The organism is Mycolicibacterium wolinskyi str. Jessa 2025 (assembly GCF_049241375.1).
GTDB classification, from domain to species: Bacteria; Actinomycetota; Actinomycetes; order Mycobacteriales; family Mycobacteriaceae; genus Mycobacterium; species Mycobacterium wolinskyi.
The window spans coordinates 7,084,780-7,110,842 of record NZ_CP185960.1 but is presented as its reverse complement, the minus strand read 5'-3'; the positions used below and the strand labels follow the sequence as shown (position 1 = coordinate 7,110,842).

Genomic DNA, 26,063 nt, shown 5'->3' with positions numbered 1-26,063 from the left:
TCAGAGCGCGGCAGGCAACCCGAACTTCTCGAACAGCGACTGCTCCATGAACGCCACCACGTGGGAGATGCCGTCGGGCGTGATGTCGAGGACGTGGATCTGGAAGGCCTCGTGCGTGCCGGTCTCCCGGTTGAGCATGTAGAGCGCCGCCGCGGGCTGCCCGTTGGCCGTCGTCCGGATGAACCGCATGTCGCCGGCCTTCTCGGCCGGGCACTTGTGGCGGGTCAGATCGCCGATGGCCTGCGGGCCGCGGTACCAGCTGTCGAACGGCGGCATCTCCCAGATCGCCTCCGCGGTGAACAACTCGACCAGCCTGTCGACGTCGTAGGCCTCGAACGCCGAGATGTAGCGGCTCAGCAGATCCTGCGCCTCGGCCGAGTCCGGTGGCTCGATCTTGTCGTCCTCGGTGGGGCCGACCGCGTCGAGTTGGGCCCGTGCCCGTTGTAGCAGGCTGTTGACGGCGGCCGTCGACGCACCGATCGCGTCGCCGACCTCGGCGGCCTTCCACTGCAGCACCTCGCGCATCACCAGAACCGCGCGTTGCCGCGGTGACAGGTGCTGCAGTGCGGCCACGAACGCCAGCCGCACCGATTCGCGCGACCCGACGATGTTGGAGGGATCGGTCGAGTCGTCGGGGAGGGGCTCCAGCCAAGGCACCTCGTGGTGCTCGGCGATCTCGTCGGCGCCCGCCGAACTCGGCGTGCCAAGGCCGGACGGCAAGGGCCGGCGTTGACGGCCCTCCAGCGAGGTCAGGCAGGTGTTGGTGGCGATGCGGTACAGCCACGTACGCACCGAGGACTTGCCCTGAAAGCCCTTGTACGACTTCCATGCGCGCAGGTACGTCTCCTGCACCAGATCCTCGGCGTCGTGCAGCGAACCGGTCATCCGATAGCAGTGGGCAAGCAGCTCACGCCGGTAGCGCTGGGCGTCGGCCAGGAAGGCATCGGCCGGACTGTCGTCGTCGAGGCGGTGTGCGAGGACGGTCACATTCGTGAGCTTACGCAGCACCACCGACAACTACGATCGATAAATGTCCGAGCGATCGGTGAGCGGCTGGAACATCGCGGGTTTCGTGCTGTTTGTGCTGCTCCTGCCCGTCGCGTACATCGAGTTCATGATCGCTGCCCTCGCGTTCGGGATGTCCACCGACGCGTGTCATGACGAGGCGTGCGACGCGAGCTACCACGAAGAAGCCGCCATCCTCACCGTGGTCGTCGGCATCGTCGTCGTCCTGCTGACCACCGGCGGAGCGATGGTCTACGGCGCGATGCGCGACAAGAACGTCTTCGGAGCCCCGTTCTTCGGGCTGTTCGGTCTCTTCGTCGTCTTCCTCATCGGTCGGGCGGTGCTGCACTGACCCGCCGCCACTACGCTCGCCAGGGTGACCAGCACGCGCAGTGAACAGACCTTCGACGGTGTCGGTGGGGTACGCATCGTCTACGACGTCTGGACCCCCGACGTCGAGCCGCGCGGGGTGGTCGTGCTGTCCCACGGCTACGCCGAGCACGCGGGCCGCTACCACCACGTCGCCCAGCGCTTCGGCGCGGCGGGCCTGATCGTCTACGCGCTCGACCATCGCGGGCACGGGCGGTCCGGCGGTAAGCGCGTGTACCTGCGGGACATGTCCGAGTTCGTCGGCGACTTCCGCACGCTGGTCGGCATCGCCGCCGCCGAACATCCCGCCCTCAAGCGCATCGTGCTCGGCCACAGCATGGGCGGCGGCATCGTGTTCGCCTACGGCGTCGAATACCCCGACGAGTACGCCGCGATGGTGCTGTCCGGGCCCGCCGTCCATGCGCAGGACGGGCTGTCGCCGGTGCTCGTGGTCGCCGCCAAGGTGCTGGGCAAGATCGCGCCGGGGTTGCCGGTCGAGAAACTCGACGCCGACGCGGTGTCGCGCGACCCGGAAGTGGTGGCCGCCTACAAGGCCGACCCGCTGGTCTACCAAGGCCGACTCCCCGCCGGTATCGCGCGGGCACTGATCGGCGTCGGGCAGACCATGCCGCAGCGCGCGTCGGCACTTGGCGTGCCGCTGTTGGTCGTGCACGGCGAGAAGGACCGGCTGATCCCGGTCGCGGGTAGCCGGCTGCTCGTCGAATGTGTCGCCGTCGAGGACGTGCATCTCAAGGTGTACCCCGGCTTGTTCCACGAGGTCTTCAACGAGCCCGAGAAGGCCGTTGTCCTCGATGACGTCACCTCCTGGATCGAGACGCACCTGTGAAAAAGATTGTGGTAGCACTGTTTTCAGTGCTCGTCCTCGCTGCCTGCGGATCGCAGGACGCCGAGAAGCCCGCCGGCTGGTCCGACAACGACGTCAGCTTCGATGCCGACGGCCTCACGATCCACGGCACCTACCGGCACGAGGGCAAGCAAGGTCCCGCCGCGCTGCTGATCTCCGAGAGCGGGCCGACCGACCGCAACGGCGACAACAAGGTCGTCGGACCCATCGGCAACATGCGCCAACTCGCTGAAGCCTTGTCGGACAAGGGTGTTGCGAGCCTGCGCTACGACAAGGTCGGCACCGGCAAGACCGGGCTTGGCCCCTACGAGCAGAAGCCCACCGACGTCACGAGCGCGGTCTACACCACGGGCGCGGCCGCGGCCCTGCGCTATCTGGCCGATCAACCCGACACCGACGACGGCAGGCTGTCGGTCTACGCGGTGGGGGAGGGCGCCATCCACGCCATGACCCTGGCCGGTGCGGGTGACCCGAAAGTCCACTCCCTCGGCCTTTTTCAACCACTGCCCGGCCGCTACCTGGACATCATCACCAACCGCGTGCGCACCGACGGCAACCCGGAGGCGTTGACGACGTGGCTGGCAGCCGTCGAGCAGATCCGCACGAAAGGCACGCTGCCGCCCAATCTTCCCCAGGGTTTGAGCGCGATCGTCAACCCGGGCAACCTCAGCGCGGTCGTGGAAGCCGACAAGATCGACCCGCTGGAGCTCGCCGCGAAGCTGCCCGACGGGGTGCCGGTGCTGCTGACCTGTTCCGATGTCGACAAGCAGGCGACCTGTGAAGCCGAACGTCCGCTCATCGACGCGCTCGGCCACACCGCGCTGACCGTCGTCGAACTCAAAGGCGTCAACCACATCTTGCGTGATGACCCCACCGACAGCATTGCCAACTACAGCAAGCCCGCGCCGCTCTCACCCCAGGTCGTCGATGCGCTGGCAGGTTTCGTGTCGAAGTGATGTCAGTGGTTAGAACTAGGTTGTTTTCATGAGTTTCAGCGAGGAGCGGAGCGGATCGCGCCATGGCTGACGACAAGATGCTCGCGCGCATCGCCGCGCTGTTGCGCCAGGCCGAGGGCACCGACAATCAGCACGAGGCCGAGGCGTTCATGGCCGCCGCGCAGCGTCTGGCGACTGCGACGTCGATCGACCTGGCGCTGGCCCGCGCGCACTCGGCGGAGCGCACCAGGTCGCAGATGCCCGTGCAGCGCACCATCACGATCGGCCAGGCCGGCACCAAGGGCCTGCGGACCTACGTGCAGCTGTTCGTGGTGATCGGGCTGGCCAACGACGTGAAATGCGATGTGGCGTCCAATTCGACGTTCGTCTACGCGTACGGCTTCGCCGAGGACATCGACGCCACGCACGCGCTCTACGCCAGCCTGGTGTTGCAGATGGTCAAGGCGTCCGAGGCGTACATCGCGTCCGGCGCACACCGGCCCACCCCCACCATCACGGCGCGCCTGAACTTCCAGCTGGCTTTCGGTGCGCGCATCGGTCAGCGCCTGTCGGAGGCGCGCGAGGAAGCAAAGCGGGAAGTCGACGAGGCGCATCGCCCGGGTACGGCAATCGCGTTGCGGGACAAGGATATCGAGCTGAGAAGTTTCTACCGCGAGGCGTCACAGGCGCGCGGCACGTGGCGCGCCACGAGTGCGTCGGCCGGATACTCGTCGGCCGCGCGGCGGGCCGGGGACCGGGCCGGCAAACGCGCACGGCTGGGGCCGAGCCAGGAGTTGTCGGGCGCCCGCGGCGCATTGGAGAAGTGACGGCCAAGGACGCCCAGCGGGCCCGCGTGTACGCCGCGGAACAGTTCGTGCGAACGATGTTCGACCGTGCGGCGCAGCACAGTTCACGTGCCATCGACTTCTTCGGTACGTCGCTGACCCTGCCGCCGGAGGCCAGGTTCGCCTCGGTGGAGTCCGTACAGCGCTACGTCGACGACGTGCTCGCACGTGTCGGCGCAGCGCCCGTCACCGTACGGGCCCGCCGTGGCACGACCGCCGCGCACTACGAACTGGTCGACGGTGCGGCGGTGATCGCGGTCCCCGAACGCGACACGACCTGGGCGCTGCGTGAGCTCGTGGTGCTGCACGAGCTCGCACATCACCTGTGCAGCGAAGGGCCACCACATGGTCCGGCATTCGTCGCGACGTACTGCGAGCTGTGCGCGACCGTGATGGGTCCGGAAGTGGGTCTCGTACTGCGCATGGTGTACGCCAAAGAAGGTGTCATCTAACCTTGCGGACGTGGCCGAGCCCCGTGATGTCGATGTCATGTTCGATCAGTTGCTACGCACGGAGGACGAAGCGCTGATCGCGGCGCGCGAATCCGCACCCGCCGCGGACATGCCGCCGATCGAGGTATCGGCGCAGTACGGGAAACTGCTGTCGCTGCTGGCGACGATCTCCGGGGCGCGGCGAGTCCTCGAAATCGGCACTCTGGCCGGCTACAGCACCATCAACCTCGCGCGCGGCATCGGCGCCGACGGCAACGTCGTAACCCTCGAATACGAACCCCGCCACGCCGAGGTGGCCCGCGCGAACCTGCAGCGGGCCGGCGTCGCCGACCGCGTCGAGATCATCGTCGGCGCCGCGCTGGACACGCTTCCCACGCTGGCCGAGCGGGGCGATGTGTTCGACTTCATCTTCATCGACGCCGACAAGGAGAACAACGTCTCTTATGTCGATTGGGCGATCAAACTCGGCCGGCCCGGCTCAGTCATCGTGGTGGACAACGTGACCCGGTTCGGCCGCGTGCTCGAGCCGGCCGCCGACGACCCGCAGGCGCTCGCGGTGCACGACATGCTCGAGCTCATGGGAAACCATCCCCGCCTCGACGCCGCGGCCATTCAGACAGTCGGCGCCAAGGGCTGGGACGGCTTCGCCGTCGCGCTCGTCAGGTGAGTGCGTCCTGCGGATCCTTCTGGACCGGTTTGGGCCACGGCTGCGGCTTCGGACGCTGACGGACCATCTGCGGCCACCAGAACCACTTGCCGAGCAGCGCCGCGATCGACGGTGTCATGAAGGACCGGATGACCAGCGTGTCGAACAGCAGACCCAGGCCGATCGTGGTGCCGACCTGACCGATGATGGCCAATTCGCTGACGGCCATGGACATCATGGTGAAGGCGAACACCAGGCCCGCGGCCGTCACCACCGAACCACTGCCACCCATGGCGCGGATCATGCCGGTGTTGAGGCCCGCGTGTATCTCCTCTTTGAGGCGGGATACCAGTAGCAGGTTGTAGTCGGCGCCGACGGCCAGCAACACGATGACCGACATCGCCAACACCATCCAGTGCAGCTCCAGGCCGATGAAGTGTTGCCAGATCAGCACGGAGAGACCGAAGGCGCTACCGAGCGAGATCACCACGGTGCCGACGATCACCGCGGCCGCCACGACGCTGCGGGTGATGATCAGCATGATGATGAAAATCAGGCACAGCGAAGCGATTCCGGCGATGAGCAGGTCGTAGTTGGCGCCTTCCTGCATGTCCTTGAAGGTGGCCGCGGTACCGCCGAGGTAGATCTTGGAGCCTTCCAGTGGCGTGCCCTTGATGGCTTCCTTGGCGGCCAACTTGATCGCGTCGATGTGCTTGATGCCTTCTGGGCTCATCGGATCGCCCTCGTGGCTGATGATGAACCGCACCGCGTGCCCGTCGGGGGACAGGAACATCTTCATGCCGCGCTTGAACTCTGGGTTCTCGAAGGTCTCGGGCGGCAGGTAGAACGAGTCGTCGTTCTTGGCCTTGTCGAACGCCTCGCCCATGGCGGTGGAGTTCTCCTGCATGGCCGCCATCTGATCCTGCAAACCACCGTTGGTGGCCTGCATCGTCAGCATCATGGTCTTCATCGTCTTCATGGTCGCGATCATGGGCGGCATGGTCGCGAGCATCTGCGGGATCAACGCGTTCATGCGATCCATGTCGGGGAGGATCTGCTCGAAGTCGGCGGTCATGGTGTCGACCCCGTCGAGCGCATCGAAGACCGACCGCATCGCGTAACACATCGGGATGTTGTAGCAGTGCGGTTCCCAGTACAGATAGTTACGGATCGGGCGGAAGAAATCGTCGAAATCCGATATGTGGTCCCGCAATTCGCGGATGTCTTTGACCATGTCGTGCATCTTGCCGACCATGCTGTTCATGGTGACCTGCATCTGCTCCATGAGCGCGATCATCTTGGTCATCGTGTCGATCGTGACCTGCATCGAATCGGCCTGGATCAGCATGTCGTCCATGCGGTCCTGCATGTACTTCTGATTCATGGTCTGCGTGGTGCCCTGCATGCTGATGTTGAACGGGATCGAGGTGTGCTCGATCGGCGTACCCTGCGGGCGCGTGATCGCTTGCACCCGAGAGATACCCGGCACCCCGACCACACGTTTGGCGATGCGCTCGATGACGAGGAAGTCGGCCGAGTTGCGCAGGTCGTGGTCGGTCTCGATCAGCAACAGCTCGGGGTTCATGCGTGCCGGCGAGAAGTGCCGGTCGGCGGCGGCATAACCGGAGTTGGCCGGCAGATCCTGCGGCAGGTAATGACGGTCGTTGTAGTTGGTCCGGTAGCCGGGCAGGGTCAGCAGCCCGATCAGGGAGATCGCGGTCGCGCCGATGAGGATCGGACCGGGCCAACGCACCACGGCCGCACCGACTTTGCGCCACCCACGGGTACGCATGGCGCGCTTGGGCTCGAGCACCTTGCCGAACCGGCTTGCCACCGTGATGATGGCCGGCCCGACCGCGAGGGCGGTGAAGACGACGACCGTCATGCCGATCGCGAGCGGAATGCCCAGGGTCTGGAAGTACGGCAGCCGGGTGAAGTGCAGGCACAGGGTGGCGCCGGCGATCGTCAGACCCGAGCCCAGCACCACGTGAGCGGTGCTGTGAAACATGGTGTAGTAGGCCTGTTCCCGGTCTTCACCGGCACCTCGGGCCTCTTGATATCGGCCGATCAGGAAGATCGCGTAGTCGGTCGCCGCGGCGATCGCCAGCGTCACCAACAGGTTCGTGGCGAACGTCGACAGCCCGATGATCTCGTAATAGCCGAGGAACGCCACCACGCCGCGCGCGGCCGTCAGGCTGAACACCACCATGACCAGCGAGAGAATCACCGTGATGATGGACCGGTAGACCATCAGCAGCATGATGATGATGACCGTGAAGGTCAGCATTTCGATCATCCGCATGCTGCGGTCACCGGCGATCTGCTGATCGGCCGACATCGCGGCCGGGCCTGTCACGTAGGCCTTGACGCCCGGCGGGGCCTGCACGCTGTCGACGATGTCCATCACGGCTTCGACGGACTCGTTGGCCAGTGCCTCACCCTGGTTTCCTGCGGTGTAGACCTGCACGTACGACGCTTTGCTGTCGGAGCTCTGGGCGCCGGACGCGGTCAGCGGGTCGCCCCAGAAGTCCTGGACATGCTCGACGTGCTTCTTGTCGGCCTCGAGCTTGTCGATGATCTCGTCGTAGTACTTGTGCGCGGCATCGCCGAGCGGCTCGTCGCCCTCGAGCACGATCATCACCGAGCTGTTGGACTTGAACTCCTGAAAGACCTCGCCGACGCGCTTCATCGCGATCATCGACGGCGCATCGTCGGGCGTCATCGACACCGTCCGCAGCTTGCCGACCTCTTCGAGCTGCGGGACGCTCACGTTGAGGAACGCGATGATGGCGACCCAGACCAGGATGATCGGGATCGCGAAAGACCGGATCAGCTTGGCGATGCCGCCGTGCTTGCTGTGCTTGGCGCCTGCGGTCGGGAAGGCGTCGGTGGGGGCGTCGTGGTTGCTCATGCAGATTTCACCAAGCAGAAGGTCTGGGCGTTCACGCCGTTGGAGGTTCTCTCGTCTTTGAGTTCGTCATCGACGGTGATGCGGCAGCTGATAGAACTGCCGTTGCCCTGGGCGACGATGTTGGGAAAGACCGAAGGGGCAGTCGATTCCAGCCGCAACGACCAGGGCAGCGCGACCCCGTCGATCCGTTGCGGCTGCGCGTCGAGATCGAGGTAGTTCACGTCAGCGATCGCGCCCGGCTCGCCGTAGATCTCATAGACCACGACCTTGGGATCGAACGGCTTGGTGTCATCGACCTTCGCGCTGGCGATCCCGGTCCCATCGCCGGCGCCGAAGAAGGTGCGTACCCGCATGACGGTGAATGCCCCGACGACCACCACCACGGTAATGAGCAACGGAATCCAGAACCGCTTCAACAGCCTCATGTTCGCTCGTGGGCCTTTCGGATGGGAGGTGTGCAGTCACGTACTGGCCGGCTGCGAAGCGCCACTGCCACTTCACGATCATGTCGGCGTCGGCGAAATCGCGCCAATCCTTATCCGCGCGGCACTGCTCGAAGCCCGTGAACGGGTTCGCCGACATCTCGGTCACCAGCCTGCTGCCCGCGGCACTGAGCGCAGTGATGTCAACGACCATTCGCCGTTGCTCGTCGAATGGAAGGTAGGGCAGCAGACCCTCGACGCTCCAGATCGTCGGCTGGTCGGCGCGGTAGCCGGCCTTGACGAGTTCCGTCGTCCAGCTCCGATCGAGATCGGCGGGCACCGGCCGCAGGTCCGCCGTCGGACGTGCGTCGGCGAGTGCCTCGGTCTTGACGTCGAGGATCGCGGGCTCGTCCACCACATAGACGGTGGTGCCGGCGGGCCAGGGAAGTACATATGGGCGCGGGTCCAGATCCGACGCGAGGAAGATCACTTGGCGGATGCCGGACTCAACGGCTTTGATCAGGTATTTATCGAGGAGGGGAGGTGCGGCGGGGCTCGCCACGCACGAAATTGGCAACGGTGGCTCCTCCCCGCAGATGTCCTTGCCGCATGTCAAATGAAACCTATACAGTCGGCTAACTGCGATCAAGTCGCTCGGTCAATTGACGGTGTGATCTAGCCCGCGCTTGGGTACGCTCAGCGCGACGAAGGGACAGGTGTGGCGAAGACGGTGTCGCCGCGCGGGTTTGCGCGCGAGCGGGTGCTCGAAGCAGCGCTCGGCCTGTTTGCTGAGCATGGTGTCAACGGAACCTCACTGCAAATGATCGCCGACCGCCTCGGCGTCAGTAAGGCAGCGGTCTACTACCAGTTCCATTCCAAGGACGACATCGTGCTGGCGGTCGTGCAGCCGGTTTTCGACGACATGACCCGGTTGGTCCGGATCGCCGAGGCGATGTCGACGCCCGAGGCGCGGCGTGAGGCCGCCGTGAGCGGCATGGTCGAACTGTCCGTGCGGCACCGCCGCGTCACCGCGATCTTCCACGGCGATCCTGTCATCGACAGCCTCGTCCACACCCGCGCCGAGCTTCAGTCCACGATCGAACGGCTCACCGCGATTCTCCTCGGCCCCGACCCGGACACCGCGAGCAGGATCGTGATGTCGATGCTCATGTCGGGCGTCTATGGCAGCGCGACCGACCCCGAGCTCAACGACGTCAACGACGACGACCTGCACCGGGTCCTGCTGGACTGCACGCAACGGTTGTTGCGCGAACCGGCGAGGCCGGTCGTTCAGAGCTAGGCGCGGTGCGACGGGCTAGGGTCCCCTGGCACTGACTTTGACCAGAGGGCTGCTGATCATCGGTTGACGGCCGCAATTCACCGCCCTGGTGTCGAACTCAACGCCAGGGGCGATCGGAGTCAGTCGCCTACCGGCCCTTGCGCGTATACGCACGAAGCAACTCCGCGGCCTCGGTCTGGTAGGCATGTTCGGCCCAGCCCAGCGGCGTGCTTTCGAACCGTGAGTCGGTCACGGATGGGTCGGCCCCCGCGTCGAGCAGGCGCTGGATCGATGTGAGATCGCCTTCCCATGCCGCGTGGTGCAGTGACGTCGCGCCTTCCTCGTCTCGCGCATTGAGGTCGTCCGGCGTGGTCGGCTCGACCACTTCGGCGCCGGCGACGTCGATTCCGTGCCGCGCGAGCAGCTCGAGTCGATCGGTGAAACGATGCGTTGCGGCCCAATCGATTTGGCGCTGCCACATCTGGCTGCGGGTCTCCATCGCCTCACCTAGGCGAAGCTCCCACGGGCTCGGCCCGGCGTCGGCGAGACCGTATGCGAACAGCAATTCGAGGTGCGAATCGTCGGCGCGGAACATCCGGTTGTACAACGTCTGCTGGTCGACCGGATGCGCGCCACGTTGCAGCAACAGCGTCGCGAGCTCGGTGGCGAACGGGTGCCGGGGCTGTCGACGCGGTCCCTGCTCGCCTTCGCCGAAGACTCCGGTCAGCACCGTGAACGGTGTCGACATGCCACACCACAGGTATCCGGCGTTCGGGTCCGCACCGGCGTCGAGCAGCAGCCGCGCCGCGGAGAGCACGTCGTCACGGCTGCGATTCAGCGGTGCCCGTGAGTAACTCAGGTACATCAGCGGAGCCCAGCCGAACGGGCCGCCTCCGATGCTGGCCGACTCGGGGTGGGTATCGAGATGACGGGCCAGTGCGCCAGGATCGGCCGCCGAGGCAGCCGCCCACACATGCCGGTCGACCATGCCGGTGTCGGCGGCCAACAGCTCGGCGGCGGCCTGCCGGCGCGGTGGCGCGTCGGATTCGTTGTAACGCAAGGACGCCCACGCACAGAATCGGTCCGGCGGGTCGATTGAGTGTTCGTCGAGTGCGCCTGGATCGACGCTGAGGTCGGCGGCGGCCTCGAGATAGCGCACCAGGGCGGGCCAGCCGGTGAACCCGTAGGCCCGGGCGACGGTCACATGGGCGTCGTGAAGCGGGAGGCGGTCCTTCGCGAGCGCGATGTCGGGTCGCGGGTGATGCCGATGGACGAGTCCGGTGGCCTGGGGATCGCCCGCGATGACGCCGCGTTGCAGCTTGCGGGCCTCGTCGCGCAGACGGTCGAGGGAAGGATTGTTGGGCAGGGTGCTGGCCATGACGGCCTCCTCTCATGTGCCCGCGTCCGCGAATCGGGCTGAGAAGAGGTCGGTCACAAGCAACTAACCAGCAGGGAGGCTGAGCCTCTTCGAGCGGACGTCGGGCGGTCCTGCGCGCCCGAACGTCACCCTACCGGCCCGCGAGCGACCGCTGAAGTACGCAAATTTGCGGTGTGTCGGCGTACAGACACGGTCGCTCGCGGTGTGAGGGGCAGGGGGCTACTACGTGCAGACGGCGCCGACGGCGGCCGAGCCGACCAGCTTGGTGTACTTGGCCAGCACGCCCGTGGTGTAGCGCGGCGGGAGCGGCTCGAAACCGGCCTTGCGGGCTTCGAATTCGGCCGGATCGACGAGGACGTCGAGCGTGCCCTTGGCGACGTCGAGACGGATGCGGTCACCGTCGCGCAGGAACGCGATCGGGCCGCCGTCGACGGCCTCGGGTGCCACGTGGCCGACGCACAGTCCGGTGGTGCCACCGGAGAACCGGCCGTCGGTCATCAGCAGCACATCCTTGCCGAGGCCGGCGCCCTTGATCGCGCCGGTGATGGCCAGCATCTCGCGCATGCCCGGGCCGCCCTTGGGACCTTCGTAGCGGATGACGACGACATCGCCCGCGGTGATGGTGCCGTCTTCGAGCGCGTCCATCGCGGCCCGTTCGCGGTCGAAAACCCTTGCGGTTCCTTCGAACACGTCGGAGTCGAAGCCGGCGGACTTGACGACGGCGCCCTCGGGGGCAAGCGATCCGCCGAGGATCGTGATGCCGCCGGTCGGGTGGATCGGGTCGGCGAGCGCGCGAAGCACCTTGCCGTCGGGATCCGGCGGGGCGATGTGTTCGAGGTTTTCGGCCATGGTCTTGCCCGTCACGGTCAGGCAATCGCCGTGCAGCAGACCGGCATCCAGCAGCGCCTTCATCACCACGGGCACGCCGCCGATGCGGTCGACATCGAACATCACGTGCTTGCCGAACGGCTTGACGTCGGCCAGGTGCGGCACCTTCGCGCCGACGCGGATGAAGTCGTCGAGCGTGAGCTTGACACCGGCCTCGTAGGCGATGGCCAGCAGGTGCAGCACGGCGTTGGTGGACCCGCCGAACGCCATCACGACCGCGATGGCGTTCTCGAAGGCCTCCTTGGTCAGGATGTCGCGTGCGGTGATCCCGCGGCGCAGCAACTCGACGACGGCCATGCCGCTCTTGCGGGCGTAACCGTCACGGCGGCGGTCGGTGGCCGGGGGAGCGGCGCTACCGGGCAGCGACATGCCGAGCGCCTCGGCGGCCGAGGCCATGGTGTTGGCGGTGTACATACCGCCGCACGCGCCTTCGCCGGGACAGATGGCGCGCTCGATGGTGTCGACGTCCTCGCGCGACATCAGGCCGCGGGCACATGCGCCGACCGCCTCGAACGCGTCGATGATCGTGACGTCGCGCTCGGTGCCGTCGGACAACTTGGCCTTGCCGGGCAGGATCGAACCGGCGTAGAGGAAGACGCTGGCCAGGTCGAGCCGCGCGGCGGCCATCAACATGCCGGGCAGCGACTTGTCGCAGCCGGCCAGCAGCACCGAGCCGTCCAGGCGCTCGGCCTGCATGACGGTCTCCACGCTGTCGGCGATGACCTCGCGGCTCACCAGTGAGAAGTGCATGCCTTCGTGGCCCATCGAGATGCCGTCGGACACCGAGATGGTGCCGAACTCCATCGGGAAGCCACCGGCCTCGAACACGCCTTCCTTGACGGCCTTGGCGAGCCGGTCGAGGGAGAGGTTGCACGGCGTGATCTCGTTCCACGAGGACGCGACGCCGATCTGCGGTTTGGCGAAGTCCTCGTCACCCATGCCCACCGCGCGCAGCATGCCGCGGGCCGCGGCCTTTTCCAGGCCGTCGGTGACGTCGCGACTACGGGGCTTGATATCGGGTTTTGCATCTGAGGGCGCAGAAGACATAGCTGCAAGTATGCCCCCGGGCGTTTACCCTGACCAAACCGATATGCATACCCCGGTGGGGTACCTGTATGCTGGTGTGATAACGCGACGACAATGAGGCGGATGGTGGAACGTGGCTGACGAGTCGGTACTGCATGGCTACTCGCCGCAGAAGGAAAACTACGCGAAGCGGCTGCGCCGCATCGAGGGTCAGGTCCGTGGCATCGCCAAGATGATCGACGAGGACAAGTACTGCATCGATGTCCTGACCCAGATCAGCGCCGTCAACAGTGCGCTGCAGTCGGTCGCCCTCGGCCTGCTCGATGAGCACCTCGGGCACTGTGTCACCCAGGCCGTCGCCGAGGGCGGCGATCAGGCCGACGCCAAACTGGCCGAAGCGTCGGCCGCCATCGCGCGGCTCGTGCGGTCTTAGGTGCCGAGCTCGCGCTCGATCCGTTCGACCTTGGCGGTGAGCTGGCCGGTGTAGCCGGGGCGGATGTCGGCCTTGAGCACCAGGCTCACCCGTGAGGACACGGCCGCGACGGCCTCCACCGCCCGCTTGATCACCGCCATCACCTCGTCCCACTCGCCTTCGATGTTCGTGAACATCGCATTGGTCTCGTTCGGCAGGCCCGACTCGCGCACCACCCGCACGGCTTCGGCCACCGCGGCGCCGACGCTGCCGGAGTCGTCACCACCCGTGGGGCTGACACTGAAAGCAACAATCACATCGTCGATTCTGCGCGGTCGAGGCATTACCGTGACACCCAGATGACCGTGGAATCGCCGACGACGGCAAGCCCGTGGACGCTGCGCGTCACCGTGCAGCTCACGGTGCTCGCGGCGGCCGCCTTCGTCTACGTCACCGCCGAGATCCTGCCGGTCGGCGCGCTACCCGCGATCGCGGCCGATCTCGATGTCAGCGAAGGCCTGGTCGGCACGCTCATGGCCACCTACGCGTTGGTCGCCGCACTCACCACGGTGCTGCTCGTCCGCGTGACCGCGCACTGGCCGCGCCGCCGCACGCTCCTGCTCACCCTCGTGTGTCTGACTGTCTCCCAGATCATTTCGGCGCTCGCACCGAACTTCGCGGTGCTGGCAGGCGGGCGTGTGCTGTGTGCACTGACCCATGGCCTCATGTGGTCGGTCATCGCACCGATCGGTGCGAGGCTGGTGCCGCCGAGCCATGCCGGGCGGGCGACTGCCGCCGTCTATGTCGGCACGGCCCTGGCGTTGGTGGTGGGCAATCCGCTGACCGCGGCGCTGAGTGCGCTGTGGGGGTGGCGTCTTGCGGTGGTAGCGGTGGCCGTGACCGCGCTCGCGGTGACGCTTGCGGCGTGGGCGACGTTGCCTGCGATGCCGTCGACGCAGGACGTCGCTGCGACACCCCGCAAGCACCGCCGCAACCGGCGGCTGATCACGCTGTCGGCGCTGACGCTCGTCGGCGTCACGGGCCACTTCATCGCCTACACGTTCATCGTCGTCATCATCCGCGACGTGGTCGGTGTGCACGGCGCGCACCTCGCCTGGCTGTTGGCGGGTTACGGCGTCGCGGGCCTGCTCGCGATGGCCGCGATGGCTCGGCCGCTCGATCACTGGCCCAAGGCATCGGTGGTCGGGTGTCTGGCAGCGCTGGCGGCCGCGCTGACGGCGTTGACGGGGCTGGCCGTCGATCAACGCCCGGGCCTGGCGACCGTGCTGGTGGGCGCGGTGGCGGTCGTGCTGTGGGGTGCGGCCTCGACAGCGCTGCCACCGATGCTGCAGGCGTCGGCGATGCGATCTGCCCCCGACGACCCCGACGGTGCTTCCGGTTTGTATGTGGCCGCATTCCAGGTCGGCATCATGGGCGGCGCGCTGATCGGTGGCGGGATCTATGACCAGGCTGGCTTGGCTGCCATGGTCGGCACAGCCGCAGCGTTGATCATCGTCGCGATGAGCGGCGTGCTGGCAACGCGAGGCCTGTTCCGAGTTCCCTGCGCCACCAGCGACAAGTAACGCCCGACACGTTCGCGACGATCAACACCGCAGTTCAGCGCCGTTGGCTCGGTCGGTGTCGGGGTGAAACGGCCTCGCGCGGCAGTAGCTGGTCTCCGCGCTGTGCGACACTGGAGCGAGTTGTGCTGTCTGGAGGTAACGCATGCCGAATTCGGCAAAACGCAGACTGATCACCGCACTCATGGCAGCGGGTTTGGTCGGCGGACTGGTCACGGCCCCGTCCGCACTCGCAGAGCCCGTCCCGCCGCCGCCACCGCCGGCTCCGATCGATCCGGCCGCCGCGCCCGCGCCGGTCGTACCGCCGCCGACGGATCCGTTGGCGCCCGTGACGGCAGCCGACCCGGCCGTGCCGGAGCCCGTCAACAACTACGGCGCACCGGCCGTCCCGATCGAGGGCACGCCTGCCGGCCAGAACCCGGAGCCGTTCACCGGCCAGCCGCCGTTCCTGCCGCCGTCGTTCAACCCGGTCAATGGCTCGATGGTGGGCGTCGCCAAGCCGATCTACATCAACTTCCAGCGGCCCATCGCGGATCGGCAGATGGCGCAGGACGCCATCCGCATCACGTCGAATCCGCCGGTGCCGGGCCGGTTCTACTGGGTCACCGACACGCAGCTGCGGTGGCGCCCGCAGGACTTCTGGCCGGCCAACACCGTGGTGAACATCGATGCCGCGGGCACCAAGTCGAGCTTCCGCGTCGGTGACTACCTGGTGGCGACGGTCGACGACAGCACCCATCAGATGGAGATCATGCGGAACGGGAAGCTGGAGAAGACCTTCCCGGTGTCGATGGGCAAGAGCGACGGCAAGCACGAGACCAGGAACGGCACGTACTACGTGCTGGAGAAGTTCCCCGACATCGTGATGGATTCGTCAACCTACGGTGTGCCGGTCGACTCCGCCGAGGGTTACAAGCTCAAGGTGCAGGATGCCGTCCGCATCGACAACAGCGGCATCTTCGTGCACAGCGCCCCGTGGTCGGTGGGTGACCAGGGCAAGCGCAATGTCAGCCACGGCTGTATCAACCTCAGCCCGGCCAACGCCCAGTGGTTCTACGACCAGTTCGGTAGCGGTGACCCCGTGGTGATCAAGAACAGCAAGGGCGCCCTCTACGACCTGCCCGACGGCGCATCCGACTGGCAGATGTTCTAGAACGAGCCGTGAAAAGCGTCCGATCCTGTTGGGTCGGGCGCTTTTTCGTTACCGCTGAGTTCCCTCGCCGAGCAGACGCGCAGGTACCCGGGAACGCGCATTCCAGGGTACGTTCACGTCTGCTCGCGCGAGGAGAGTGCGGCGGCGGTCAGTTCCAGATGCGAACGCGCGCGGCGGGCTCCAGGTAGAGCTCGTCGGACTCGCTCACGTCGAACGCCTCGTAGAACGAGTCGATGTTGCGGATGACGCCGTTGCACCGGAACTCGGGCGGGGAGTGCGGATCCACCGCCAAGCGCCGGATCGCCTCGGCGTCACGGGATTTGGTGCGCCACACCTGAGCCCAGCCGAAGAACACGCGCTGCACGCCGGTGAGCCCGTCGATCACCGGGGCCGGCCCTTGAGCGACAGCTGGTAGGCCAGCAGCGCGATCGACAGCCCGCCGAGATCGCCGATGTTCTCGCCGACCGTGAAGGCGCCGTTCACATGGTGTGCGGGGTCAAGGCCGCGAGGCGTGAACTGCTCGTACTGCTCGATGAGAGCCTTTGTGCGCGCACCGAATTCGGCCCGGTCGGCGTCGGTCCACCAGTCGACCAGGTTGCCGTCACCGTCGTACTTGGCGCCCTGATCGTCGAACCCATGGCCGATCTCGTGACCGATCACCGCGCCGATGCCGCCGTAATTCGCGGCGTCGTCGGCCTGCGCGTCGAAGAACGGCGGCTGCAGAATGGCTGCGGGAAAGACGATCTCGTTCATGCCCGGGTTGTAGTAGGCGTTGACCGTCTGCGGCGTCATGAACCACTCGTCGCGATCCACCGGTCCGCCCAGCTTGGCCAGCTCGCGGTCGGAGCTCACGACGTAGCCGCGGCGGTAGTTCCCGTACAGGTCGTCGCGCTCGATCACCAGCGCCGAGTAGTCGCGCCAGCGGGCCGGATAGCCGATCTTCGGCGTGAACTTGTCGAGCTTGGCCAGCGCCTTGGCCCTGGTCTCCGGGGTCATCCACTCGAGCTCGTTGATGCTGACGCGGTACGCCTCACGCAGGTTGGCCACCAGCTCGTCCATGCGGGCCTTGGCCTCGGGCGGAAAGTGCTGCTGCACATAGAGCTTGCCCAGCGCATCGCCCATGAGGTTCTCCACCACCGACACCGCGCGCTTCCACCGGTCGCGGATCTGCTCGGTGCCGCTCAGCGTGCGGCCGTAGAAGGAGAAGTCCTCGGCGACGAGATCGTCGGTGAGCAGCGCGGCACGCGAGTGGATCACCCGCCAGCGCGCCCACGCTTTCCAGTCCTCGAGATCTTCCGAGGACCACAGCGCGGCGAATGCCGTCAGGAAATCGGGCTGACGCACGACCAGCTCGGCGACCTTGTCCGGCGTCGCGCCGAGGGCCTGCACCCAACCCGACCAGTCGAAGCCCGGGGCGTCGTCGGCGAGCTCGGCGAACCGCCGCAGGTTGTAGGTGAGATCGGCGTCGCGGCGCTTGACCACATCCCAGTGGGCTGCGGCGATCTTGGACTCCAGCGCCACGATGCGCGCCGCGGTCTCGGTCTGATCCCCGCCGTACACCAGGCCGAACATGCCGGCGATGTGCTGCGGATAGCCGGCCAGGATCTCGGCGTGCTGTTCGTCGCGGTAATACGACTCGTCGGGCAGGCCGATGCCCGACTGGCCCATGTGCAGCAGGTAGCGCGTCGAATCCTTGGAATCGGTGTCGACATACACGCCGGTACCGCCGCCGACGCCGGTGCGCTGCAACTCGCCCATTACGACGGCGAGCGCGGCCGCGTCCGGGGCATCGTCGATCAACGCGAGTTCGTCGAGCAAGGGCTGCAGACCACGCTCGGCGATCGTCTGCTCGTCCATGAAGCTGGCGTAGAGATCGCCGATGCGCTGTTCATCGGTGCCTTTCTCGGCCCCGGACTCAGCTGCTTCGGTGATCAGATCGCGGATCTGCTCCTCGGCGCGGTCGTAGAGCGAGCGGAACGCGCCATCGGTGGCCCGGTCGGCGGGAATCTCGTAGTCGGTCAACCAGCGGCCGTTGACGTGGCCGAACAGATCGTCTTGAGGGCGGGATTGCGGGTCGACATGGCTCAGGTCGATACCCGACTTGATGGCTTCTACCGTCACCCCGACATTCTTCCAGACGCCTCGGCGGTGGCCGGGGGCTTGCGGCGCACCGGTACCCTCACGGCCATGCCAGACGCGCCCAGCAAGGACGGACCCGACGAGGCCCCCGACCGCGGTGACGGAATGTTCACTGCTTACGGGGTCGCGTCGGCAGTGCTGGGCGTCATCGCGGTGGCCGCCGTCGTGCTCGCGGCGATGATCTGGTCCGGGCATCGCAGCGACGTCGCCGAGCGCAACTATCAGACGCGCGTGCTGCAGGCCGCGGCCGACTGGACCGGCGTGCTCATCAACATGAACGCCGACACCGTCGAAGCCGACATGCTGAAACTGCACGAGGGCACCGTCGGGCAGCTCAACACCGACTTCGATTCCGCCGTGCAGCCGTACCGGGACCTGGTGCAGCGGCTCAAGTCGAGGACTTCCGGGCAGATCGACTCGGTGTCCATCGAATCCCTCTACCACCCGCCCACCGGTCCGGACGGCGCCGCGCAGCCCGGGCCGCCGCCCGGTCTGAGCGGCATGGTGTCGCGGGTGGACACCGTGCTCGTGGTCGCCACATCGGTCACCGAGAACGCAGGCACCGACAAGCCTCAAACCGTGCGGTGGACGCTGCGGTTGGACGTCTCGGACGTCGACGGAGCGCTGATGATCTCGCGACTGGAGCCGATCCGATGAGAAACCGACTTCGGGTACTGGCCTTCGACATCGCCGCACCACTCGCCGCGATCGCCGCACTCGTCTTCCTGGGCGTCGCCCTGGCCTGGCCGCTGTGGTGGGTCTCGGTGTGCTCGGTGCTGTGTCTGCTGATCGTGCAGGGCGTCGTCGTCAACGTCGTGTTGGCCCGGCGCGACGGCGTCACGGTCGGCACCGACGACGACGGACCGGGTTTGCGGCTCGCGGTGGTCGGCGTGGCCACCGCCGCGCTGATCGCCGCGGTGGTCGTGGGCTACCTGCGCTGGACCGTGCCCGACCGGACCTTCGAGCAGGACCGGGACGAGGTCGTGCGGATCGCCAGCAGCGTCTCGGAGGCCACCGCGACGTTCACCCCGCAGAGTCCGACGGCATCGATCGACCGCGCGGCCGGTCAGATGTCACCCGAGCGTGCCGAGGCGTTCAAGAACGAGTTCGCCACGGTCGCAAAGGAATTGACGAGCCGCAACGTCTCGGCGCAGGCCAGCACCATATCGGCGGGTGTCGAGGCGCTCGGACCGCAGGCCGCCAGCGTGGCCGTGGTGCTGCGCGGTACGCAGAGTGTGCCGGGCAAACCCACCGACAATGCGGTGCTGGCGCTGCGGGTCACGTTGAGCAAGTCCGACGGCCGCTGGCTCGTCGACAACGTGACGCCGCTGCACTCGCGGTGAGCCGGCGTCAGGCGTAACCGGCGAGCCCGGCAGCGAGTTCCGCCTCGTCGCCGTCGAGGTGTCCGTCGAGCGCTTGCTGCAGGGCGAACGTCGCGCGTATTGCGGCCACCCGACCCAGCAGCGACGGATCGGAACCCGCGAGGTGCTCGAGCACCGGCAGGCCGAAGCTCGCCGCGAGTGCGGCAATATCTTCGGCGGGATCGCCCAACATCACCGAATCCCAGTCGATTACGCCGGACAGGCGAGGGCACTCGGCGTCGTGCCGCCACAGCAGATTCTCGCCACCGAGATCACCGTGCACGACGGCCGAGGTGAGGTGCGGCAGCGTGGCCGCGGCCGCCAACTCGTCCTCGGCGCGGTCACGACCGGCCGTCGACATGCGCGGGTAGAGCTCGGCGCGCACCGCGTCCGCGAACTGCCGCCACCGGTCGGCGCCCGCGACCGGCAACGCCGCACGGACCGCCGGGTCGGCGCCCGCGCGCTGCAGTCGGGCGAGTAACCGGCCGCACTGTTCGGCGACTCGCGGCTCATCGAAGAAGGCAGGTTGCAGCGGTTCACCCGCGATGCGGCTCAACACCAGATACGGGGGCTCGCCCGGAGGGGATTCCGCGATGGGCTGGGGCACATCGACACCGAGATCGAGGGCTGACACGATGCGCAGTCGCTTGGCTCGGTCGCCGAGACGAGCGGCGGCCGCCGGCGTGCGCGGATAGCAGACCACCCGCTCGGCACCGAGAACGACGCGATAGAACTGGCCCTCGCGGACCTCGGCGTCGGGGAGATCCGGAATGTTACTTCGCGGCGCGCTGCGCGGCGATCTTGGCGAACCGGTCCGAGAGCCGCTGCATCCGCAGCAGCAGCGACGCCGGCGGGCTGGTCTTGCCCTCCAGGTACGTCGCGAACGACTCGTTGGAAACCCCGATGCGCGACGCGAACTCCTGCGGTTCGAGCTTGGAGCGCCGCAGCATCGCCTGGATCTGGCGGGCCACCTCCGCGCGCTCGGTCGCCTCAAGATGCTCGCGGGTGCGCACGAGCACCTCGGACAGGGCCTTGGAAACGCCGTACGGGCGGGCGGTTTCGAGCACTTCCTCGACCTGGCGCGCGGTGCGGCCGTAAGGGTCGCGCTTGACCGCGGCCACGATGCGCTGCCACACCGTCATGTCGTCGGTTTCCAGCGCGGCGCGGATCGCGGCGGTGGGCCAGTACTCGACCGGGCGGTCGTCGAACGGAGGCTGTCGCGGTGGCTGCTGCTGGGCGCCCTGCGCCGGCCGCTGCCGGGCGTTCTGCGGGCGCTGCCCCTGCGGGCGCGGAGCCTGGGAGCGCTGGCCCGAAGACCGGCCCGAAGACTGTTGACTCGGCGGAACGCCTTCGCGACGCGCATCCCGCGCAACCCGAACGTCGGGGGCCAACGTCACTTCGCCTCCTCCAGCATTGCTACCGCAACCGACAGGCAACGCTGCCTGACCTTTGCCCAGTCTGCAGCCGCGTCGGGCCCCGACATTCTCACGTCGTGCTCGTCGGACGGCTGTGGGTCGGCCAACCGGCGTACCAACTGGGTGGACACCCATCGATTCCGTGGGTGCTGCCCACAGTAATACCGGTCCATGCCCGACAACACCAGAGCTGCAGTTTCAGTTTCCATCGACTCGACAAGATCGGCAAACTCGGCATAGTCGCGGGTGCTGTTCCGGCACATGATCAGATAGCCCTTCAACCGCAGCGTTTCCGCGCCGGTCGGGATCTGCAGCCGGTCCCCGGTGGGCAGCTGGACGTTGGTCGTCTCGACCGGGCCGCGGCGTTCGACGGGCGCCCGTTCCGCATCGGCCTCGGTTTCGAGCGCGTCCACGGCAACCGAGAGCCGGCCGCGCCACATCGTCACCGGATGCACACCCGGCGGGCACGGTTTGGCCTTGCCGGGACGCTGTGAAAGTCGCGTGGTCGGCTGGTGGCAGCCGCTGAACGCCAACGGATCGGTGACGATGATGGTCTGCGGCGCAAGGCTTTTCATGCGTGCGGCGGTTCGTACCATCATGCGCAGATCGGCGCCCGACGGGCCGAGGGCCGAGATGTCGTCGGGGATGATCACCAGATCGGTGACCTCGACCTTGGGCAGCGGCTTCTCGAAGTCGACCTCGGGCAGCAACTTGTCCAGCCAGCGCGGCAGCCACCAGTTCCACTCGTCGAACATCGCCATCAACGCGGGCACGAGGACCAGCCGCACGACTGTGGCGTCGACGGCGATCGCGACCGCACAGGCCACGCCCAGCTGTGCCACGAGCGGCATGCCGGCAAATGCGAAGCCGATGAAAACCGCGATCATGATCAGTGCGGCGCTGGTGATGGTGCGCGCGCTCGTGCTGACGCCGTATGCGACGGCGTCGCGGGTGTTGTTGGTTTGCAGGAACCGTTCCCGGATCCGGGTGAGCAGGAAGATCTCGTAGTCCATCGACAGGCCGAACGTCATGGCCAGGACCAGGGGCGGGATGGTGCTGTCGAGCGAGCTGATCTTCTCGAAGCCCAGCTTCTCGAACCAGCCCCACTGGAAGACGGCCACCAGGCTGCCGTAGGCCGCGGCCACCGACAGCACCGTCATCAGCACGCCCTTGAGCGCCAGGAACACCGACCGGATCGACACCAGCAGCATGACGAACGCGATCATCGCGACGAACGCGAACACCAGCGGCTGCGTGGCGGACACCCGGTCGTCGAAGTCTTTGATCAGCGCGGTGGGGCCGCCGACGGCCACGGACACGTCGGGCCCGGCTGCCGCGGGGAGTTCGGCCCGCATCCAGTCGACCGCCTCACGGGCGGCCATGTCCTCGGGATCCACCGACAGCACCGCCGACAGCAGGGCGCTGTCGTCGTTGTCGGCGAACACCGGCGGCTGCACAGTCACGACACTCGGCGCCTTGGTCATCTGCTGGCGTACCGCGTCGAGCGTCGCGGTGCCCGCAGGCCCCGACGCGTTCCCGTCGGGGAACGTCACGAGCACCCGCACGGGCCCGAGCGCGCCGGGCCCGAGCGCGTCGGCCGCGGCGTTGACCCCGCCGCGGATCTCGTGGGTCGGTTCGAACTGACGCTGCATGCTGTTGCCGAGCACCATCCCGAAGGCCGGGGCGGCGAGCGCCAGCAGCAGCACGACGGCCCCCAGCGCCGACGCCCACGGGCGGCGCATCACCGCGCCGGTCCAGCGGGTCCAGAACCGCGACTGCGTGGCCTCGGCGCGCCGCGACCAGTGCAGGTACGACGAACGTTTGGCGGCCGCGCGGCCGAACGTCGCGAGTACCGCGGGCGTCAGCGTCGTCGAGGTCAACACCGCGACCGCGACCGCGAGGATCGCGCCGGTCGCCATCGACACGAGCACCGGGGTGTTGATGAGGTAGATGCCGGTGACCGAGGCGATGACCGTCAGGCCGGACAGCGCAACCGCCAGCCCCGACGTGGCCATCGCCGCGTCGACGGCATCGGCGGGCTCGCGGCCCGCGCGCAGTTCCTCGCGGAACCGCATCAGGATGAACAGCGAATAGTCGATGGCAAGGGCGATGCCGAACATCGACACGGTCGATGTCACGAACACGCTCATGGTGGTGTACATCGACAGCAGATAGACCAAGCCCATCGTCACCACGACCGTGCAGATGCCGAGCACGAGCGGCAGCGCGGCGGCGGCCAGCGAGCCGAACACCGCGAGCAGCACGATCAGGACGATCGGCAGGTTCCACTTCTCGGCCTGGGCGATGTCGGTCTTGATCGCCCCCGAGGCGGCCGCGCTCAGCGCGCCCTGACCGATGACGTAGTACTTGACCTTGCCGTTCTCGCTCTCGCCGGGTTCCTCGCCGTGTATCCCGACCTTCTGGCGCAGCTGCTTGGCGACGTCGGTGGCTCCGGTGTTGTCGAAGTCCAGTTGCAGGGTGATGACGTAGGGCCGGTCGGGCTGTGGCGCGGGCTGCTGCGGATTGGGCACGATCTTGACGCTCGGCACCTCGGACGCGACCTGCTCCAGTCGCACCACCGCGGCGTTCATGTCGTCGAACGACGCATCCGCTCGCGGGGCGGCGACCAGCGCGAGAGGTGACGAACCCTGATCGGGAAAGTGTTCTTCGAGTTGCCGCTGTACCTGCAGCGACTGCGAACCCTCGACCTCGGCCCCGCCACCCGTCAGATTCGACGACTGATTGAGCGCCAGGTAGATCGAGGGCACCAGTAGCAGCAGCCACGTCGCGAACACCGCCCAGCGGAATCTGCGCAGGCTGCTGCTCAAGCGCATCATGAACTGCTGGATGCGAGGCCCCTTCTTTCTCCCCCGGCGGCGTTGCGTCAGCGTGAGCGTACCTCCACGGGAGTATGGTGGCCCGCCGCTCTCCGCATCTGAGATCGCTCCGAGACGTGCTTTCCGTTACCTGTGCGGTTGCTAACGGAAGTGGTCGGCCCGGCGACATAGATGGCAAGATGGCCCTCGATCTAGATGAGCGTCGGGGGCCCGAGTTCTGTCATGCCGCCGATCGCAGCGTTTGCGAGGAAGTAAACGTTCGCAAACTCGAAGGAGCACTTCCATGAAACCGACCAAGGGTGAACTGCGTCGCAAATTGGCCGTCGCGTTCGCGGCCACCGCAGCTGGAGGCGCCGCCGTCGCCGCGCTCTTGGGGCCATCGGCTACCGCCGCATCCGATCCGTGCGCGGCCAGTGAGGTGTCGAGGACGGTGGGCAAGGTGGCCACCAACACCGGCGACTACCTCGACTCGCATCCGCAGACCAACCAGGCGCTGACCACGATCCTGCAGCAGCAGGCCGGGCCGCAGACGCTCGCTTCCCTGAAGGCCTACTTCGATGCCAACCCACAGGTGGCCAAGGACATGCAGCAACTGCAGCAGCCGTTGCAGAGCCTCGGCACGAAGTGCAAGCTGCCGGTCACGCTCCCGCAACTGCTTGGCCTGATGCAGGCCGCGCAGCAGCAGGGCGCCACGCTTCCCGGAGGTTTGCCAGGAGGGCTGCCGTCGGCACAGACCGTCGGGGTGCCGAGCGCCTCGGTGCCGGCCCAGTCGTCGCCCGCGTCGGCGGTGACCCAGGGCGCAGGCCCGCTCCCCGGACCCGCGACCGTCGTCGGCCGCTGAAACCGGACCCGTCGCGTCGTCGACAGCAGGCCTTCTGAACTGCGGGTTCCGACGTTCTCACGATTGGTTGAGCACAAGGCAAGAAACTCTCCACAGATTCTGCTTAGCTTTCCTAAGCCGGTAACCGTTTGGCGTTACGGCCATCCACATCCGATGAAGGAGCTTGACCATGTTGCTCTCGGCCCGAAATGCCCGGCGTGTAGTAGCTGGCGCGGCCGGCGCCGGCGCACTCGCCGGTGCGATGCTGTTCGGTGCTGTCCCGTCGGCCCTGGCCGAACCGGCGCCCAATCCCCCGAACTGCACGGCCGCCGATCTGGCCGGCGTGGCCGCCGGGGTTTCGGCGTCGACCTCGGCCTACCTGTTCACCCATCCCGACGTGAACAACTTCTTCACGAGCCTCGAGGGCCTGCCGCGCGAAGAGGTCCGTACCAAGGTCCACGACTACCTGGAGCAGAACCAGCAGGTGAAGGCCGAGCTGACCGGCATCCGTCAGCCGCTCGTCGACCTCAAGAACCGCTGCGGTACCGCTCCGGCGCCTGAAACCCCGTAGTCCGAGTGCGGGCGGAAACCATCCCCGCCAGCGGCGAAGGACCACACACGCCCGACGGCGTGAATCGAACGGTGCTGATGGTCGACGACGACCCGGACGTCAGGACCTCGGTTGCCCGCGGATTGCGGCATTCGGGTTTCGACGTTCGGGTCGCGGCGTCCGGCAAGGAAGCGTTGCGGCTGCTGTCGAACGAGTCGCATGACGCCCTCGTTCTGGACGTCCAGATGCCCGAACTGGACGGGGTAGCCGTGGTCACCGCGCTGCGTGCGCTGGGCAATGACATACCGATCTGCGTGCTGTCGGCCCGCGACACGGTCAACGACCGCATCGCCGGCCTGGAGGCAGGCGCCGACGACTATCTGACCAAACCGTTCGATCTCGGCGAGCTCGTGGCGCGACTGCACGCGCTGCTGCGCCGTGCCAGCCATTCCGACCGGCCCTCCGACACCATGACCGTCGGGCCGCTGACCATCGACACCGCCCGGCGTCTGGTGTTCGTCGGCGGTGAACGCGCGGACCTGACCAAGCGGGAGTTCGACCTGTTGGCGGTTCTCGCCGAGAACGCCGGTGTGGTGTTGTCCCGGCAGCGGCTGCTGGAACTCGTCTGGGGCTACGACTTCGACGTCGACACCAACGTGGCCGACGTGTTCATCTCCTACCTGCGGCGCAAACTCGAACGTGAGGGCGTGCCCCGCGTCATCCACACCGTGCGCGGCATCGGGTACGTGTTGAGGGAAGAAACGTGACGATCGAG

25 protein-coding genes and 1 pseudogene are annotated in these 26,063 nt (G+C 67.1%); 15 read left to right on the top strand and 11 right to left on the bottom strand.

Going from position 1 to position 26,063, the window contains the following annotated elements; all coding sequences use genetic code 11:
- Positions 1–1,017: a sigma-70 family RNA polymerase sigma factor gene (locus ACOI2T_RS35105; RefSeq protein WP_409502897.1), complete on the bottom strand. Its 1,017-nt coding sequence runs from the start codon at positions 1,015–1,017 to the stop codon at positions 1–3.
- Between the two features lie 13 nt (positions 1,018–1,030).
- Between ACOI2T_RS35105 and ACOI2T_RS35100 the strand changes: the two genes are divergently transcribed.
- From ACOI2T_RS35100 to ACOI2T_RS35075, 6 genes are all read left to right on the top strand, one after another.
- On the top strand, positions 1,031–1,357 hold the full coding sequence (locus tag ACOI2T_RS35100) for a hypothetical protein (protein ID WP_409502896.1): 327 nt from the start codon (positions 1,031–1,033) through the stop codon (positions 1,355–1,357).
- Between the two features lie 24 nt (positions 1,358–1,381).
- A complete protein-coding gene (locus ACOI2T_RS35095) occupies positions 1,382–2,221 on the top strand; it encodes an alpha/beta hydrolase (protein WP_409502895.1) in 840 nt (279 codons plus the stop codon).
- Positions 2,218–3,195: an alpha/beta fold hydrolase gene (locus tag ACOI2T_RS35090; RefSeq protein ID WP_409502894.1), complete on the top strand. Its 978-nt coding sequence runs from the start codon at positions 2,218–2,220 to the stop codon at positions 3,193–3,195. The genes ACOI2T_RS35095 and ACOI2T_RS35090 overlap by 4 nt, the downstream gene beginning before the upstream one ends.
- Before the next feature lie 62 nt (positions 3,196–3,257).
- Positions 3,258–4,001: a DUF2786 domain-containing protein gene (locus ACOI2T_RS35085; RefSeq protein ID WP_409502893.1), complete on the top strand. Its 744-nt coding sequence runs from the start codon at positions 3,258–3,260 to the stop codon at positions 3,999–4,001.
- Positions 3,998–4,471 (top strand): TIGR04338 family metallohydrolase, encoded by a 474-nt coding sequence (locus ACOI2T_RS35080; RefSeq protein ID WP_067848672.1) that lies wholly within the window; start codon positions 3,998–4,000, stop codon positions 4,469–4,471. Before ACOI2T_RS35085 ends, ACOI2T_RS35080 begins: the two co-directional genes overlap by 4 nt.
- A gap of 37 nt (positions 4,472–4,508) precedes the next feature.
- Positions 4,509–5,138 (top strand): O-methyltransferase, encoded by a 630-nt coding sequence (locus ACOI2T_RS35075; RefSeq protein WP_409503080.1) that lies wholly within the window; start codon positions 4,509–4,511, stop codon positions 5,136–5,138.
- Here the strand turns inward: ACOI2T_RS35075 and ACOI2T_RS35070 are convergent.
- From ACOI2T_RS35070 to ACOI2T_RS35060, 3 genes are read right to left on the bottom strand one after another with little or no spacing between them, the layout of a single operon-like run.
- Positions 5,131–8,028, bottom strand: coding sequence for an MMPL/RND family transporter (locus tag ACOI2T_RS35070; protein WP_409502892.1), 2,898 nt, complete (start codon positions 8,026–8,028; stop codon positions 5,131–5,133). The genes ACOI2T_RS35075 and ACOI2T_RS35070 overlap by 8 nt on opposite strands.
- Positions 8,025–8,405 carry an MmpS family transport accessory protein gene (locus tag ACOI2T_RS35065; protein WP_409502891.1) on the bottom strand — a complete coding sequence of 127 codons (381 nt, stop codon included), beginning with the start codon at positions 8,403–8,405 and terminating at the stop codon, positions 8,025–8,027. The genes ACOI2T_RS35070 and ACOI2T_RS35065 overlap by 4 nt, the downstream gene beginning before the upstream one ends.
- Positions 8,317–9,012, bottom strand: coding sequence for a class I SAM-dependent methyltransferase (locus tag ACOI2T_RS35060; protein ID WP_421875386.1), 696 nt, complete (start codon positions 9,010–9,012; stop codon positions 8,317–8,319). Before ACOI2T_RS35060 ends, ACOI2T_RS35065 begins: the two co-directional genes overlap by 89 nt.
- 156 nt (positions 9,013–9,168) lie before the next feature.
- Between ACOI2T_RS35060 and ACOI2T_RS35055 the strand changes: the two genes are divergently transcribed.
- On the top strand, positions 9,169–9,750 hold the full coding sequence (locus tag ACOI2T_RS35055) for a TetR/AcrR family transcriptional regulator (RefSeq protein WP_409502889.1): 582 nt from the start codon (positions 9,169–9,171) through the stop codon (positions 9,748–9,750).
- Positions 9,751–9,877: 127 nt separating this feature from the next.
- On the opposite strand, the gene ACOI2T_RS35050 is transcribed toward ACOI2T_RS35055, so the two are convergent.
- Together ACOI2T_RS35050 and ilvD are read right to left on the bottom strand one after the other, a co-directional pair.
- Positions 9,878–11,107 (bottom strand): ankyrin repeat domain-containing protein, encoded by a 1,230-nt coding sequence (locus tag ACOI2T_RS35050; RefSeq protein ID WP_409502888.1) that lies wholly within the window; start codon positions 11,105–11,107, stop codon positions 9,878–9,880.
- Positions 11,108–11,329: 222 nt separating this feature from the next.
- Positions 11,330–13,042, bottom strand: coding sequence for a dihydroxy-acid dehydratase (gene ilvD, locus ACOI2T_RS35045; RefSeq protein ID WP_067848657.1), 1,713 nt, complete (start codon positions 13,040–13,042; stop codon positions 11,330–11,332).
- 112 nt (positions 13,043–13,154) lie between these two features.
- On the opposite strand from ilvD, the gene ricR reads away from it, so the two are divergent.
- Positions 13,155–13,454, top strand: a complete 300-nt coding sequence (gene ricR, locus ACOI2T_RS35040; protein WP_067848655.1) for a copper-sensing transcriptional repressor RicR — start codon at positions 13,155–13,157, stop codon at positions 13,452–13,454.
- On the opposite strand, the gene ACOI2T_RS35035 is transcribed toward ricR, so the two are convergent.
- The gene (locus ACOI2T_RS35035; RefSeq protein ID WP_409502887.1) at positions 13,451–13,750 is read right to left on the bottom strand and encodes an MTH1187 family thiamine-binding protein; all 300 of its coding nucleotides are present in this window, start codon (positions 13,748–13,750) and stop codon (positions 13,451–13,453) included. The two genes, ricR and ACOI2T_RS35035, sit on opposite strands and share 4 nt — an antisense overlap.
- Positions 13,751–13,792: 42 nt before the next feature.
- Here ACOI2T_RS35035 and ACOI2T_RS35030 point away from each other — a divergent pair, with 42 nt between their 5' ends.
- Both ACOI2T_RS35030 and ACOI2T_RS35025 read left to right on the top strand, forming a co-directional pair.
- Positions 13,793–15,016 (top strand): MFS transporter, encoded by a 1,224-nt coding sequence (locus tag ACOI2T_RS35030; RefSeq protein WP_409502886.1) that lies wholly within the window; start codon positions 13,793–13,795, stop codon positions 15,014–15,016.
- A 142-nt stretch (positions 15,017–15,158) separates the two neighbouring features.
- The gene (locus ACOI2T_RS35025) at positions 15,159–16,166 is read left to right on the top strand and encodes a L,D-transpeptidase (protein WP_085150200.1); all 1,008 of its coding nucleotides are present in this window, start codon (positions 15,159–15,161) and stop codon (positions 16,164–16,166) included.
- A 148-nt stretch (positions 16,167–16,314) separates the two neighbouring features.
- On the opposite strand, the pseudogene ACOI2T_RS35020 reads toward ACOI2T_RS35025, so the two are convergent.
- A pseudogene (locus tag ACOI2T_RS35020) lies at positions 16,315–18,287 on the bottom strand (M13 family metallopeptidase).
- Between the two features lie 66 nt (positions 18,288–18,353).
- On the opposite strand from ACOI2T_RS35020, the gene ACOI2T_RS35015 reads away from it, so the two are divergent.
- Both ACOI2T_RS35015 and ACOI2T_RS35010 read left to right on the top strand, forming a co-directional pair.
- Positions 18,354–18,962, top strand: a complete 609-nt coding sequence (locus ACOI2T_RS35015) for a hypothetical protein (RefSeq protein ID WP_409502884.1) — start codon at positions 18,354–18,356, stop codon at positions 18,960–18,962.
- Positions 18,959–19,648 (top strand): hypothetical protein, encoded by a 690-nt coding sequence (locus ACOI2T_RS35010; protein WP_409502883.1) that lies wholly within the window; start codon positions 18,959–18,961, stop codon positions 19,646–19,648. The genes ACOI2T_RS35015 and ACOI2T_RS35010 overlap by 4 nt, the downstream gene beginning before the upstream one ends.
- A 7-nt stretch (positions 19,649–19,655) precedes the next feature.
- Here the strand turns inward: ACOI2T_RS35010 and ACOI2T_RS35005 are convergent, their stop codons facing one another.
- From ACOI2T_RS35005 to ACOI2T_RS34995, 3 genes are all read right to left on the bottom strand, one after another.
- Complete coding sequence (locus ACOI2T_RS35005; RefSeq protein ID WP_421875380.1) at positions 19,656–20,369, bottom strand: phosphotransferase family protein; 714 nt, start codon at positions 20,367–20,369, stop codon at positions 19,656–19,658.
- 70 nt (positions 20,370–20,439) lie between these two features.
- A complete protein-coding gene (locus tag ACOI2T_RS35000) occupies positions 20,440–21,063 on the bottom strand; it encodes a hypothetical protein (protein ID WP_409502882.1) in 624 nt (207 codons plus the stop codon).
- Positions 21,060–23,918 carry an MMPL family transporter gene (locus tag ACOI2T_RS34995; RefSeq protein ID WP_409502881.1) on the bottom strand — a complete coding sequence of 953 codons (2,859 nt, stop codon included), beginning with the start codon at positions 23,916–23,918 and terminating at the stop codon, positions 21,060–21,062. The genes ACOI2T_RS35000 and ACOI2T_RS34995 overlap by 4 nt, the downstream gene beginning before the upstream one ends.
- 283 nt (positions 23,919–24,201) lie before the next feature.
- Here ACOI2T_RS34995 and ACOI2T_RS34990 point away from each other — a divergent pair, with 283 nt between their 5' ends.
- The 3 genes from ACOI2T_RS34990 (at position 24,202) to ACOI2T_RS34980 (ending at position 26,055) form a co-directional block, all read left to right on the top strand.
- Positions 24,202–24,759 (top strand): hemophore, encoded by a 558-nt coding sequence (locus tag ACOI2T_RS34990; RefSeq protein WP_067848632.1) that lies wholly within the window; start codon positions 24,202–24,204, stop codon positions 24,757–24,759.
- A 169-nt stretch (positions 24,760–24,928) separates the two neighbouring features.
- Positions 24,929–25,309 carry a heme-binding protein gene (locus tag ACOI2T_RS34985; protein ID WP_067848631.1) on the top strand — a complete coding sequence of 127 codons (381 nt, stop codon included), beginning with the start codon at positions 24,929–24,931 and terminating at the stop codon, positions 25,307–25,309.
- A gap of 77 nt (positions 25,310–25,386) precedes the next feature.
- A complete protein-coding gene (locus ACOI2T_RS34980) occupies positions 25,387–26,055 on the top strand; it encodes a response regulator transcription factor (protein WP_198538857.1) in 669 nt (222 codons plus the stop codon).
- The last annotated feature ends 8 nt before the right edge of the window (positions 26,056–26,063 follow it).

What these genes read in the sequence shown, in the direction of transcription:
- ACOI2T_RS35100 (WP_409502896.1), top strand. Translation starts at nt 1,031, where the DNA reads ATGTCCGAGCGATCGGTGAGCGGCTGGAACATCGCGGGTTTCGTGCTG.
- ACOI2T_RS35085 (WP_409502893.1), top strand. Translation starts at nt 3,258, where the DNA reads ATGGCTGACGACAAGATGCTCGCGCGCATCGCCGCGCTGTTGCGCCAG.
- ACOI2T_RS35075 (WP_409503080.1), top strand. Translation starts at nt 4,509, where the DNA reads ATGTTCGATCAGTTGCTACGCACGGAGGACGAAGCGCTGATCGCGGCG.
- ACOI2T_RS35070 (WP_409502892.1), bottom strand. Translation starts at nt 8,028, where the DNA reads ATGAGCAACCACGACGCCCCCACCGACGCCTTCCCGACCGCAGGCGCC.
- ACOI2T_RS35050 (WP_409502888.1), bottom strand. Translation starts at nt 11,107, where the DNA reads ATGGCCAGCACCCTGCCCAACAATCCTTCCCTCGACCGTCTGCGCGAC.
- ilvD (WP_067848657.1), bottom strand. Translation starts at nt 13,042, where the DNA reads ATGTCTTCTGCGCCCTCAGATGCAAAACCCGATATCAAGCCCCGTAGT.
- ACOI2T_RS35030 (WP_409502886.1), top strand. Translation starts at nt 13,793, where the DNA reads ATGACCGTGGAATCGCCGACGACGGCAAGCCCGTGGACGCTGCGCGTC.
- ACOI2T_RS35025 (WP_085150200.1), top strand. Translation starts at nt 15,159, where the DNA reads ATGCCGAATTCGGCAAAACGCAGACTGATCACCGCACTCATGGCAGCG.
- ACOI2T_RS35015 (WP_409502884.1), top strand. Translation starts at nt 18,354, where the DNA reads ATGCCAGACGCGCCCAGCAAGGACGGACCCGACGAGGCCCCCGACCGC.
- ACOI2T_RS35010 (WP_409502883.1), top strand. Translation starts at nt 18,959, where the DNA reads ATGAGAAACCGACTTCGGGTACTGGCCTTCGACATCGCCGCACCACTC.
- ACOI2T_RS34995 (WP_409502881.1), bottom strand. Translation starts at nt 23,918, where the DNA reads ATGATGCGCTTGAGCAGCAGCCTGCGCAGATTCCGCTGGGCGGTGTTC.
- ACOI2T_RS34990 (WP_067848632.1), top strand. Translation starts at nt 24,202, where the DNA reads ATGAAACCGACCAAGGGTGAACTGCGTCGCAAATTGGCCGTCGCGTTC.
- ACOI2T_RS34985 (WP_067848631.1), top strand. Translation starts at nt 24,929, where the DNA reads ATGTTGCTCTCGGCCCGAAATGCCCGGCGTGTAGTAGCTGGCGCGGCC.
- ACOI2T_RS34980 (WP_198538857.1), top strand. Translation starts at nt 25,387, where the DNA reads ATGGTCGACGACGACCCGGACGTCAGGACCTCGGTTGCCCGCGGATTG.